12 protein-coding genes and 1 pseudogene are annotated in these 12,075 nt (G+C 59.9%); 7 read left to right on the top strand and 6 right to left on the bottom strand.

Annotated elements, in window-relative coordinates:
• Window positions 1–40: 40 nt before the first annotated feature.
• Window positions 41–706 (bottom strand): ribonuclease T2, encoded by a 666-nt coding sequence (locus CRO59_RS05865; RefSeq protein ID WP_097088630.1) that lies wholly within the window; start codon window positions 704–706, stop codon window positions 41–43.
• A 165-nt stretch (window positions 707–871) separates the two neighbouring features.
• On the opposite strand from CRO59_RS05865, the gene CRO59_RS05860 reads away from it, so the two are divergent.
• The 6 genes from CRO59_RS05860 (at window position 872) to CRO59_RS05835 (ending at window position 6,152) form a co-directional block, all read left to right on the top strand.
• A complete protein-coding gene (locus tag CRO59_RS05860) occupies window positions 872–1,342 on the top strand; it encodes a hypothetical protein (protein WP_097088628.1) in 471 nt (156 codons plus the stop codon).
• Between the two features lie 101 nt (window positions 1,343–1,443).
• Window positions 1,444–3,150 (top strand): copper resistance system multicopper oxidase, encoded by a 1,707-nt coding sequence (locus CRO59_RS05855; protein WP_097088625.1) that lies wholly within the window; start codon window positions 1,444–1,446, stop codon window positions 3,148–3,150.
• An 11-nt stretch (window positions 3,151–3,161) separates the two neighbouring features.
• Window positions 3,162–4,028: a copper resistance protein B gene (locus CRO59_RS05850; protein WP_097088888.1), complete on the top strand. Its 867-nt coding sequence runs from the start codon at window positions 3,162–3,164 to the stop codon at window positions 4,026–4,028.
• Between the two features lie 32 nt (window positions 4,029–4,060).
• On the top strand, window positions 4,061–4,435 hold the full coding sequence (gene copC, locus CRO59_RS05845; RefSeq protein ID WP_097088624.1) for a copper homeostasis periplasmic binding protein CopC: 375 nt from the start codon (window positions 4,061–4,063) through the stop codon (window positions 4,433–4,435).
• A 3-nt stretch (window positions 4,436–4,438) separates the two neighbouring features.
• Complete coding sequence (gene copD / locus CRO59_RS05840; protein ID WP_097088622.1) at window positions 4,439–5,308, top strand: copper homeostasis membrane protein CopD; 870 nt, start codon at window positions 4,439–4,441, stop codon at window positions 5,306–5,308.
• Window positions 5,309–5,366: 58 nt separating this feature from the next.
• On the top strand, window positions 5,367–6,152 hold the full coding sequence (locus CRO59_RS05835) for a transporter substrate-binding domain-containing protein (RefSeq protein WP_097088620.1): 786 nt from the start codon (window positions 5,367–5,369) through the stop codon (window positions 6,150–6,152).
• 136 nt (window positions 6,153–6,288) lie between these two features.
• Here CRO59_RS05835 and CRO59_RS05830 read toward each other — a convergent pair whose 3' ends face one another.
• The 5 genes and pseudogenes from CRO59_RS05830 to CRO59_RS05815 all read right to left on the bottom strand — a co-directional run bounded on the left by CRO59_RS05830 (window position 6,289) and on the right by CRO59_RS05815 (window position 10,267).
• Window positions 6,289–6,504 carry a hypothetical protein gene (locus CRO59_RS05830; protein ID WP_097088618.1) on the bottom strand — a complete coding sequence of 72 codons (216 nt, stop codon included), beginning with the start codon at window positions 6,502–6,504 and terminating at the stop codon, window positions 6,289–6,291.
• Between the two features lie 102 nt (window positions 6,505–6,606).
• A complete protein-coding gene (locus tag CRO59_RS05825; RefSeq protein ID WP_097088616.1) occupies window positions 6,607–7,386 on the bottom strand; it encodes an EAL domain-containing protein in 780 nt (259 codons plus the stop codon).
• A 136-nt stretch (window positions 7,387–7,522) separates the two neighbouring features.
• The gene (locus CRO59_RS29200; RefSeq protein WP_371917805.1) at window positions 7,523–8,302 is read right to left on the bottom strand and encodes a methyl-accepting chemotaxis protein; all 780 of its coding nucleotides are present in this window, start codon (window positions 8,300–8,302) and stop codon (window positions 7,523–7,525) included.
• Between the two features lie 78 nt (window positions 8,303–8,380).
• Window positions 8,381–9,457, bottom strand: a pseudogene (locus CRO59_RS29195) (methyl-accepting chemotaxis protein); the annotation flags it as partial.
• Window positions 9,458–9,904: 447 nt separating this feature from the next.
• Window positions 9,905–10,267 carry a DUF6124 family protein gene (locus CRO59_RS05815; protein WP_097088612.1) on the bottom strand — a complete coding sequence of 121 codons (363 nt, stop codon included), beginning with the start codon at window positions 10,265–10,267 and terminating at the stop codon, window positions 9,905–9,907.
• A gap of 720 nt (window positions 10,268–10,987) precedes the next feature.
• Here CRO59_RS05815 and CRO59_RS05810 point away from each other — a divergent pair.
• Window positions 10,988–11,878, top strand: coding sequence for a hypothetical protein (locus tag CRO59_RS05810; protein ID WP_097088610.1), 891 nt, complete (start codon window positions 10,988–10,990; stop codon window positions 11,876–11,878).
• Window positions 11,879–12,075 lie beyond the last annotated feature (197 nt).

Genomic DNA, 12,075 nt, shown 5'->3' with positions numbered 1-12,075 from the left:
CCCGCTCGGGCGCCCTTTCCTGTTCGTGGAACCGCTCACATCACCGCGACGGCGGCACCCGAATATCCCCCGCCCGGCACTGGGTCTTCACGCCCTTGCCGCACGCGCCAAACTGCAGATCTTTGCCCATGCACACCCGCACTTCCGAGAGTTCCGGGCCGCTGCAGATCACCGCGATGCCATTGGCCGGGATCCCCGGGTTGGCCTTGCGGAACAGGTCGGCGATTTCCTGGGCTTCGAAGTAATACGAGGAGCTGAACGGTTGCAGCTCCTGCGGAATTTTCACCGCGCCAACCGCTTTGTCCGCTTCATCCAGATAGCCCATCGCGCCCAGACCGCTGCAGGTGCCGTGTTTGGACCATTCGTGATCGAGCAGTTTCCTGGTCGGGAACAGTGTCAGGCCTTTGGTGGTTTCCGCCGCCGACAGCGTGGTGAGTGGTGGGCAGGATTCCGGCCAGCCGCCATTGGCGTATTGCGGCCACAGACCATGCAGCACGAAACCGTAGCCCTTGCCGGAGCATTGCACGTCATCTTTGTGGGTGAGGCAGAACGTTGGCGACCAGGACAGCGTCAGCAGGTAGTAATCGAACTGCCCCGCTACCGCTTCCGTTTGTACCTTGCTGGCGTTCGACTGACGCGCCGAACTCAGGCCGATGCTACCGGCCGTCAGCGCGATCAGCGCCAGAATTGTAAACAGCTTTTTCATGTACCCGCTCCTTGGGACGCCTGCGTCCGTGGTTTTTGATGCTGACCAGACTTGGCCAGCGCTGATTTCGCCATGCTTGTGTTGCAAGCGCATGACGCAAGGCAAGGCCGTACGCCGTTGAACGGTCTACGATTAACAGGCAGACATCAAACCAAGGGATCCGAAATGAGTAAAGCCGACGAACTGGCCGCCAAACTCAAGCAAACCCGGCACACCCATGCGGATGCCGCGCTGGAGATCGATTGCTGGCCGGCGCAGGTCTACGATCTGTACCACCGCATCGAAGCGTGGCTGCAACCGGTCACCGAAGTCGGCCTGAAGATTCGCCGCAATCCGACCCACGTTTGCGAAACTTCACCCGACGGTGAATCCCACGATTACGCCATCGACCAACTGGTGATAGAGGCCAATCATCAAACCCTGACATTCGATCCCATTGCACGGTTTACCGAGGATGGCGCCGGGCGGGTGCAGATCATCCCGTCAGCCACGGACACTTATCTGCTGCGTACCGTGGATGAGCACGGTGAAAGCCATTGGTGGATGCAGTCGATTGAAACGGGCCAGCAGTTGGATGCCATCGCGCTGACCGAAAACAATCTGTTGCTGGCAGTGCAGGAAGGTCTCGGTCTGTAGGGCAAACGATCAAACTGTCAAAACTGTAATTCCCGCCTCAGCCAACTGAAAGCTGACGCTGGTTAGCCTCCCGTCATGTATCAAACGGGGACTTCCAGCGCATGCCTTCCAACACCTCAAGACGCACCTTCGTCAAAGGCCTGGCCGCCAGCGGCCTGCTCGGCGGCCTCGGTCTGTGGCGCGCGCCTGTCTGGGCGCTGACCCCGCCTGGGCAGATCAACGAACTGAGCGGCAGCGAATTCGAGCTGTTCATCGGCGAAACCCCGGTCAACTTCACCGGCAGCCCGCGCACTGCGCTGACCATCAATGGCAGTCTGCCCGGCCCGCTCTTGCGCTGGCGCGAGGGTGATACGGTGACGTTGCGGGTGCGCAACCGACTCAGCGCCAGCACCTCGATCCATTGGCACGGCATTCTGCTGCCGGCGAACATGGACGGTGTGCCGGGCCTGAGTTTTCACGGCATCGAACCCGGCGGCGTATACGTCTACCAGTTCAAGGTGCGGCAGCACGGCACTTACTGGTATCACAGCCATTCCGGCTTGCAGGAGCAGGCCGGGGTTTACGGGCCGCTGGTGATCGACGCGAAAGAGCCGGAGCCGTTCCAGTACCACCGCGACTACGTGGTGATGCTCAGCGACTGGACCGACGAAGACCCGGCCAGCCTGATGAAGACCCTGAAAAAGCAGTCCGACTACTACAACGACCACAAGCGCACCGTTGGCGATTTCATCGACGACGTCAGCGACAAAGGCTGGGGGGCCACCGTCGCCGACCGCACGATGTGGGCGCAAATGAAGATGAACCCCACCGACATCGCCGACGTCAGTGGCGCCACCTACACCTTCCTGATCAACGGCCATACGCCCGACAGCAACTGGACCGGGCTGTTTCGCCCCGGCGAGAAACTGCGTCTGCGGCTGATCAACGGCTCGGCCATGACTTACTTCGACGTGCGCATTCCGGGGCTGAAAATGACCGTGGTCGCTGCAGACGGTTTGCACGTCAAACCGGTCAGCGTCGACGAGCTGCGCATCGCCGTGGCGGAGACCTACGACGTGATCGTCGAGCCTGACAGCGAGGCCTGCACCCTGTTTGCCCAGGCCATGGATCGCAGTGGTTACGCCCGCGCCACCCTCGCCACCCGCGCCGGTCTGGCAGCACCGGTGCCTGCGCTGGACCCGCGCCCGCTGGTGACCATGGACGACATGGGCATGGCCGGGATGGATCACGGCTCGATGGACATGAGCGCCATGGCGGGCATGGATCACTCGGCGATGGGCCCGATGCAATCGCACCCCGCCAGCGAACAGGACAATCCGCTGGTGGACATGCAAGCCATGAGCACCGCGCCGAAACTCGACGACCCTGGCCTCGGCCTGCGCAACAACGGCCGTCGCGTGCTGACCTACGCCGACCTGCGCAGCACTTTCGAAGACCCGGACGGCCGCGATCCCGGGCGCACGATCGAGCTGCACCTGACCGGGCACATGGAGAAATTCGCCTGGTCGTTCAACGGCATCAAATTCTCCGACGCCGAGCCGCTGCGCCTCAAGTACGGCGAGCGCATTCGTCTGGTGCTGGTCAACGACACGATGATGACCCACCCCATCCACCTGCACGGCATGTGGAGCGATCTGGAAGACGAGAACGGCAACTTTCAGGTGCGCAAACACACCATCGACATGCCCCCCGGTACCCGTCGCAGCTACCGGGTGACGGCCGATGCATTGGGCCGCTGGGCCTATCACTGCCATCTGCTTTATCACATGGAAACCGGCATGTTCCGCGAAGTGCGGGTGGAAGAATGAAGGGGCCGAACATGACTCGATTCGCAGCGTTCTCCTTGTTAATCCTCGGCAGCTCCGTCATGGCCGCCGACGACATGCAAGGCATGGATCACAGTCAGATGCCCGGCATGGATCACTCGATGCAGAGCATGGACGACGGCATGATGCAGCCCGCCGCGCCGACTGAAAGTCGCACGCCGATCCCGGTGCTGACCGACGCCGACCGCGCCGCCGTGTTTGTCAGCCCCGGCGGCCATCAGGTGCACGACAGCGCGATCAACAGCTACTTCCTCGCCGACAAACTCGAATGGCAAAACGCCGATGACGGCAGCGCTTTGGCCTGGGATCTGTCCGGCTGGATTGGCGGCGACATTGATCGCCTGTGGCTGCGCTCCGAAGGCGAACGCAGCAACGGCAAGGCCGAGGACGCCGAGCTCCAGGCATTGTGGGGCCACGCGATTTCGCCGTGGTGGGACGTGGTCAGCGGCGTGCGTCAGGACTTCAAACCCGGCGCGCCGCAAACCTGGGCCGCGTTCGGCGTACAGGGCATGGCGCTGTACAACTTCGAAGCCGAGGCCACGGCGTTTCTCGGTGAAGGCGGACAAAGCGCGCTGCGGCTGGAGGGCGATTACGACATTCTGCTGACCAATCGGCTGATCCTGCAGCCCACCGCCGAGCTCAACGTCTACGGCAAAAACGACCCGCAACGGGGCCTCGGCTCCGGCCTGTCGAACACCGAAGCCGGCCTGCGCCTGCGCTACGAAATCCGCCGCGAATTTGCGCCGTACCTCGGCGTGACGTGGCACCGCACCTACGGCAACACCGCCGATTACGTCCGCGAAGAAGGCGAAAGTCGCAGCGAAGCACGGCTCGTGCTTGGTGTGCGGCTGTGGTTCTGAATCCCATTGAAAAACACCCCCAGAGGTCTTGCATGCGCACGTTGAATATCACCCTTGTACTCGCCAGCGGATTGCTCCTGAGCAGCCTCGCTCAGGCTCACCCGAAACTGCTGTCATCAACCCCGGCCGAAGGTGCCGACGGCGCGGCTCCCGACAAGATCGAACTGCACTTTTCCGAGAGCCTGCTGACTCAGTTCTCCGGCGCCAAACTGGTGATGACCGAGATGCCCGGCATGGCCCATTCGCCGATGCCGATGAAGGCCAGAGTCAGCGCCGGCAGCGACCCGAAATCCATGCTTGTCACCCCGCTCACGCCGTTGTCCGCCGGCACCTACAAAGTCGAGTGGCGCGCGGTGTCGTCCGACACGCACCCGATCACCGGCAACGTCACGTTCAAAGTGCAGTGAGCGATGGCTGAACTGATCAACATCATTCTGCGCCTGGCGTTGTATGTGGATTTGTTGCTGTTGTTCGGGGTGGCGCTGTTTGCGCTGTACAGCGTGAACGCGCCGCTGCGGTTCAGGCCGCTGTTGCGTGGATTGGCGTTGCTCGGTGCCCTGCTGTCAGTCGCTGGACTGCTGCTGATGACGAGCGCCATGAGTGGCGAAACCCAACTCGCCGCACTCTGGCCGCACCTGCAGATGATGCTGCTGGAAACGGACGTCGGGTTGGCGTGGGCGCTGCGCATGATTGCACTGATCGTGGTGCTGGCTCAGCCGGGGAAGTGGCTCGCGTCGATGGCCGGCGCGGTCGCCCTCACCTCCCTTGCGTGGAGTGGGCACGGAGCAATGGACGAGGGCTCGCTGCGACTCTGGCATTTCCTCAGCGACGTGCTTCATTTACTGGCGGCGGGGGCATGGCTGGGCGGCATGCTGGCGCTGGTGCTGCTGACGCGGGATGGTGTGGATGAAGCGCGGACTCGCCTGCTGGCTGCGGCGGTGAAACGCTTCGAGTGGATCGGCGCGGCGATTGTGCTGACGCTGTCGGTGAGCGGCGTGGTGAATTACCTGTTCATCGTCGGCCCGAGGCTTGACGACGTGCTGCTCGGCACCTATGGGATGTTGCTGGCGATCAAGGTTTTGCTGTTTGCCGCGATGCTGGTGCTGGCCGCGCTGAACCGCTTTCACCTTGGGCCTGCGCTGGAGCGATCGCTACGCGATGGACAGCACGTCATCGCGGCGCATGCACTCAGGCGCAGCGTGCTGCTGGAACTGGGCATGGCCCTGCTGATCGTGGCGTTGGTGGCGTGGCTCGGCACGTTGAGTCCGGACGCGGGATGACACCCGAGAAGGCCTTTCACTACACTGGCTCACCGTCCTCTGCAGAAGCCCGATGTCCATGACCATTCTAAAAAGCACGATGATCCTTTGCGGCGCGCTGACCCTGGCCGCCGGCGTTCAGGCGCAGGAAAGCCCTTCGCACCTCGACAGCATCCAGCAACAAGGCCAACTGCGCGTCTGCACCACCGGCGACTACAAGCCCTACACCTTCAAGCGCACCGACGGCGACTTCGAGGGCATCGACATCGCCATGGCGCGCTCGCTGGCCGACAGCCTCGGAGTGAAAGTCGAGTGGGTGCAAACCACCTGGAAAACCCTGATGCCGGACATGCAGGCCGGCAAGTGCGACATCGGCATGGGCGGGATTTCGGTGACGCTGGACCGGCAGAAAAAAGCCTACTTCAGCGACACCCTCGACAGCGACGGCAAGATCCCGCTGGTGCGCTGTGCCGAGCAGGCCAAGTACCAGACCATCGAGCAGATCAACCAGCCCAACGTGCGTCTGGTCGAACCCGCCGGCGGCACCAACGAAGCCTTCGTCCACGCCTTCCTGCCCAAGGCGCAACTGGCGCTGCACGACAACGTGACGATCTTCCAGCAACTGCTCGACAACAAGGCCGACGTGATGATCACCGACGCCTCGGAAGCGCTGTATCAGCAGAAACTCAAACCGGGGTTGTGCGCGGTGAATCCGCACCAATACATGCAGTACGGCGAGAAGGCGTACCTGCTGCCGCGCGATGACATCAGCTGGAAACTGTACGTTGATCAGTGGCTGCATCTGAGTAAAGTCACTGGCAGTTATCAGAAGGTCATTGGTGAGTGGCTGGCAGTGCCGCAGTAATCTTCCAGGCACAAACATTTGTGGCGAGGGAGCTTGCTCCCGCTGGGCTGCGCAGCAGGCCTTCTTTTGAGGGGCCGCTTCGCGCCCCGGCGGGAGCAAGTTCCCTCGCCACATTGATTCTCAGCCAGGAAATCTATCAATCGTCATGCAACATCCCGGAGCTGTACTGGTTCAAGCTGCTGCCAATGCTGTTGCCGCCAAACTTCAGGGTCGTCGCATGACTGCGCCCCTCCGGCGATTGGCAATCCGAGGAGAAACAACTGGTGGTGGTCAAACCTCCGGAGCCCGAACAGGCACTCAATACCGAGACAGCTGCAGCGATCAACAGCACTTTGACGACATTGGTGCGCATGGTACGGCTCCCCTTGGGATGATCTTGTGCAAGCATCCTAGGCCTTCGCCGCACCCGGCAAGATGAAACTTTGCTGATCGACAGCGCGGGTTCAGGTTCGCCTCAAATCGGCTGCCACGCCTCCAGCGGAATCTGCGCCATCGCCTCAAACGCCGGTTTGGCGAACCAGAAACCCTGCATCAGATAAATCCCGCAATCGGCGAGAAAGTCCCGTTCCTCCGGGTGCTCGATGCCCTCGGCAATCACCTCGATCCCCAGTTCAGTACACATGCCCACCACGCCCCGCACGATCGCCTGACGCACACGGTCTCGGTGGATATCGCGGATCAGCGCCATGTCCAGTTTGATCAGATCCGGCTGAAAGTCCGCCAGCAGATTCAGCCCGGAATACCCCGCACCGAAGTCATCAATGGCCGTCTTGAAACCAAACTCGCGATACTCGCGCAGGATGTTCATCAAGTGCTTATTGCTTTCAACGTGCTCGCCCTCGACCGCTTCGAAGATCAGTCGATCAAGCGGAAACGCGTGTGCGCGGGCCGCCTCCAGCGTGCTGCGAATGCACAGGTCCGGACGATAAACGGCGTTCGGCAGGAAGTTGATCGAAAGAAACCCGGTGAGCCCCAACTGCGCTGCCGTGGAGATCGCCCGCACGCGGCATAGTTGATCGAAGCGATAGCGGTTCTGGTCATCGACTTGCTGCAGAACCGACAGTGCGCCTTCGCCCTGCACGCCCCGGACCAGTGCCTCGTGGGCGAAGGTCGATTGATCACGCACATCGACAATCGGCTGGAACGCGAAGGAGAACGCCATATCGGCCTCGCCTTTTTGCCGGCATCCTTGGCACCCCCCGCTGGGCTGGGGGAAAATTGGTGTATTGGTCATGACGCCCCCTGAGAGCGGGTTGCAACCATCCATGGCCCAGAAAAAAATCACTGCACGGACCGGGTGGCGCCGCTTGGCGGCCCCCGCTTATACAGGCTGACCGGTCAATTCCGGCCAGGTTCATTGCGAAATGCCATCAGGTGCGGAAATGCGCCGTCATGCGTTGCAGGTCCTGCCCCAGCGACGCCAGTTCAATGGTTGCGGCAGCACTTTCTTCGCTGGCGACGGCCGACTGATCGGCCACATCGCGCACACTGACGATGCTGCGATTGATCTCGTCGGCCACCGCACTTTGCTGCTCGGCGGCGGCGGAAATCTGCAGGCTCATTTGCTGGATCGTGCCGATCGAATGGTTGATCTCGGTGATCGCCTGCTCGGCTTTCTGCGCCAGCACCACGGTGTCCAGCGTGCGCTCGCGGCTGGATGTCATCAGCGTAGATGCCGCTTGCGTACCCTGCTGCAAGGTGACGATCAGCGCTTCGATTTCCTTGGTCGAGTCCTGAGTACGTTGCGCCAGCGAGCGCACTTCATCGGCAACCACGGCAAAACCACGCCCCTGCTCCCCCGCCCGCGCCGCTTCAATCGCCGCGTTCAGCGCCAGCAAATTGGTCTGCTCAGCGACTGCCTTGATCACATCGATGACCTTGCCAATCTGCTCACTGTCCTGGGACAGCACGTTCATCGCCGCGCCCAACTCTTCGATCGCCACCGACAGTTCGCTGATCTGCACAGTCGCCTGCTTGACCACCGCACTGCCGTGTCGTGCTTGCTGATCGGCCAGTGTCGCGGCGGCGGATGCGTCGGTGGTGTTGCGCGCCACCTCCTGCACGGTCGAGGCCATTTCGTGCATCGCCGTGGCGACCTGATCCACCTCGACTTTCTGCTGGCGCACACCGGCGCTGGTCTGCTCGCTCATCGCCGAGAGTTTCTCCGCCGATGTCGAAATATGTGTCACGCCGTTACCGATCCCCTGCACCAGCGTGTTCAGACTTTGCGCCATGTCCTGCATCGCGTTTTGCAGATCGCCCAATTCATCCTTGCGGCTGGATTTGGCTTGCACCGTCAGGTCGCCCTTGGCAATCCGTCGCGCCAGCTCCACCGTCAGCGCCAGCGGCCCGGTGATCTGCCGCGAGATCAGCACCGCAGCCAACAGACCGACCACCAGCGCCAGCACCGTCAGCACGGCAATCTGGATAAACGCACGCTGTTGATCGTCCCGCGCCAGACGCTGCTGCGTGTCCATCAGGCCGGTCATGATGCTGTCCATCGCCTGGCTCTGCTGATCGACCTGCTGGCGCAGGCTCTGCTTCTGCTCGAACAGCGCGGCGACCTGCACCAGCACCTCGCGATAACGGCGCATCCCGGCCTGCGCCTCCTCAAGTTGACTCGACAGGGCCGCCGGCAACCCGCTGCGCGCCTTGCTCATGTCGGCCAGGAAGGCATCGGTGGTGTCCAGCAGCACCTGCTTGTTGGCCTCGCTCGGCACGGCGATATAACGCCGCAGCATCAGACGAAACATCGTCATGCCATTGCGCAGATCCGCCACCGTGCGCAAGTCCGCCACCCGCGCGCTGTCGGCAGATGCCAATGCGCTGGCCGTGGTGCTCTCGAACATGCTGTTGAAGGTCTCGGCGTACTTGTCCGACATCGCCCCCAACGGTTTCAGCGCATCGCTGGTCGCCTTGTCCGCCTCGACCAAACGCTTGACCTGCTGATCGTAAGCCAGCGTGGTGTCCTGCAAACGCTTCAAGGCTTGCTGGTTTTCCGCCCGCGTCAGGGTCTGCAAGGCCTTCGCGATCAGCCCTTGCAACACCGTCAGCCGCGACTGATAAGCCTCGGCAAACGCCGCATCCGCTGCCGCTTCGTACTGCTTCTCCGACAACCGCATGTCCTGCGACGCATCGTTGAGCGTGCCGATCAGACGCGTGGTGTCCAGGCGATCCACCAGCACATTGCTGCTGCTATAGCCAATGAAAGCCACCGCCCCCACCGCCAGCAAAAGAACGCCAAACCCGGCCCCCAACTTTCGGGAAACCTTGATGTTGCCCAGGAAATTCGATGCTTCTGCCATGTTCAGCCTCTAACGCCCTGACGCGATTCAGCGTCAGGCACAAAAAATAGATCTCTGATAACCGGAGTTACCGCTCATATTCGGGGTCGTCGTCCTGGGCGAAATACGGGCAGCTTCCACTGACCCGGCTGCAACAAACTGACGCGAAAAGCCGTACCGACGGGCCACGCACCAGCGGACAAATCCAGGACTGACGCTGGATTTATCGTTTCAGCAAAGGTGTTGGAACGGATGCTATAAATTTTGGGAAAAGTTGTACAACTTTATATTTTTGTATAATCGTTGAACTTTTTTGAGCGCGTGATGACGCATTGCCATCATTTTTTGTGGCACATCGCTATTGCTGCAGAAACAGGCTGAAAACCGCCATTTTGGACGGTTGTTTTGCGCATCGACAGAATGCCCTCCGCGACCACAAGCTCGCCGCTCGCCACGGAGGGCAGCGATCTACGCCTTGAGCTCGACGTTATCCAACGCCTGATTCACCGCCAACTCCCCCAACATCACCACCTGCGCAATGCCCAGCAGCGTCTTGCGGTGCGAGACATCCAGCAACGCGGCGAAATCGTTGAGCATGGTCGTGGCGGAACCCAGGGATTCGCTGGCATTGGCGAGCAGGGATTCGGTGTCGTAGGCCGGGTTGGCGAGGAACATCGGTCTGGATTGATCACCACTGGCCATGATCTGGCTGGCCGGGGTGAGGTAGTGATCGAGGGCGCGCTCGGCGGCTTCGTGGAGTTTGCGGGAGTCGAGGGATTCGTAGGGGGATGCGGGGTTGGATTCGGGTGGGTTGGGTGTTGGTTTGAACATGGTGTAACTCCTGACGGATAAACGAAAAGGAGCCATCACTCTCGCTACCAAACGAAGGGTGGAGGCCATACGCAGGTTGGTAGACCGGTCGTCAGGAACCCCGGCGCATCCGAAGACGCCCCGCGCATGACCACCATAAAACGAAGACGAGAAACGCCCTCGCAAGACAGTAGTCTTGTGCTTCTGACGGAGACGGGCTACCAAACCCGATCACTGGTTTTCAGTGACGTAGGGACGATAGAACCCGCGAGCTAGACGCACAAGCCGGCGGATTCTGTCTTAGGTGTAGGGGGAGGCGCAAGGTGGTGTAGGAGCGGGACTGCAACAATAGGCTTCATTTAAACAGACGCGATTTTTCAGTTCGCTAAGGCTCTAAGAGCACGCTAATCGATCTCGATACAGTCACCAGTGCAAAGAGCAATGCGGTCCTTTTTCAAGCGCTGTACGTCGCTCCAGTATGGGTTGGAGCCACTTACTCAAAACCTCCCGTAAACAAAGGCTTTTATTTCCTTTGTACCAGATTCGTACAACCCCTCCTCCTAAGCGCACATCTTGTGCCTGACCTGAAGCAAATTTTAAGCATCCGAATTCCGCTCCAATCAAAGGCACTGTTGTTCACAGGCATACTGTCCTTGTGACGAAATTCTAGTGCCACCATGTCGATCAAGTTCTATAGTCAAATGCAACCAATTTGCCACTATTAACGCGAGGGACTGCTATTTGAACGACACACTTGTTGTAATCGACTCAATCCAGGATCTGAGAGCTCGTCCCGCCTACGAGGCGTCACTGGCATTTCACCCGCATGCTTCACGCCGGTTTGGATCTGTGATTGCGCCCTACCGCTTCTTAGAAAAGACCATTTGCGGCATCGCCCACTGCCATCAACCACACATGGCCGGCTACCTGATCAGTACGAGCGACGGAAAGGAAACAGGTATCGGTGGAAATTGCGGCAAGACCCATTTTGGTGTTTCGTTCACTAGGGAACGTAAGCGCGTTGACCAAGCAATTGCGAGAAGGCAACGAATAACTGCGATACGCTCGATGCTGGAAACCATGTCGGAAATGCTCGTCGAGATCGAAGCCCTCGACATGGCCTACAAGGATCTCTCGTCACTCAAAACTCGACTGATGGGCACAGTTGGCACCGAAGTCTTTCAGAAACTTCGACTGCGCGCTGACCGAGATGAGAACGTGATTGAGAAAGAAGTCCCAATGACCAAGGCAGAGGCAGAGGCTCATTTCGAAACGTCGAATCGCTACGAAGGTGACGGGCTTGGTTGGCCAACCAAGCCCGTCTACGTGACCACTCTCGACGGCCTCTCCTTTTTCAAAGCTCGAATTAAGGACATGGTTGTCACAAATCTTATTCAGCCCATGCGCGAGCTGAGCAAGGTCAAGCCCGAGGAACTGGAATCGCTAAAGCCCCGCCAGCTGCAACGGGAGGCAAAGTGGGTAGGCGAGGTGCCAAAACATCTTGAACGCGCTCGCGAAGTCATTCATGCAGGCAATCGTTTTTTTACACCAGAAAACTTAGCCAAGATGATCAATTTGGGTGCTTCATCAGGACCACTCATGATGATGATTGACGATTTGAAAGCTCGGTAACCCTGAGTCGACTTCCGACCATTTATTCCCCCTCGTTATTGGTTACAGCAGTTGATAACGAGGGGTCTATAAAAACCGACTAAAAAGGGAATGGATTTATTTACCGCCAGAACCTTATCGATCACTTTTCCGTAGTGCGCGAGAGCCAATGCTGAGCTTGGTGGATGGAAGCTTCTAATATAAATCCATCACCTTTT

Origin of the sequence: Pseudomonas sp. LAMO17WK12:I5 (assembly GCF_900215165.1) — a bacterium.
GTDB lineage: Bacteria > Pseudomonadota > Gammaproteobacteria > Pseudomonadales > Pseudomonadaceae > Aquipseudomonas > Aquipseudomonas putida_A.
Note: the sequence above shows the minus strand (reverse complement) of the source record. Positions and strands in the feature narration are given on the sequence as shown.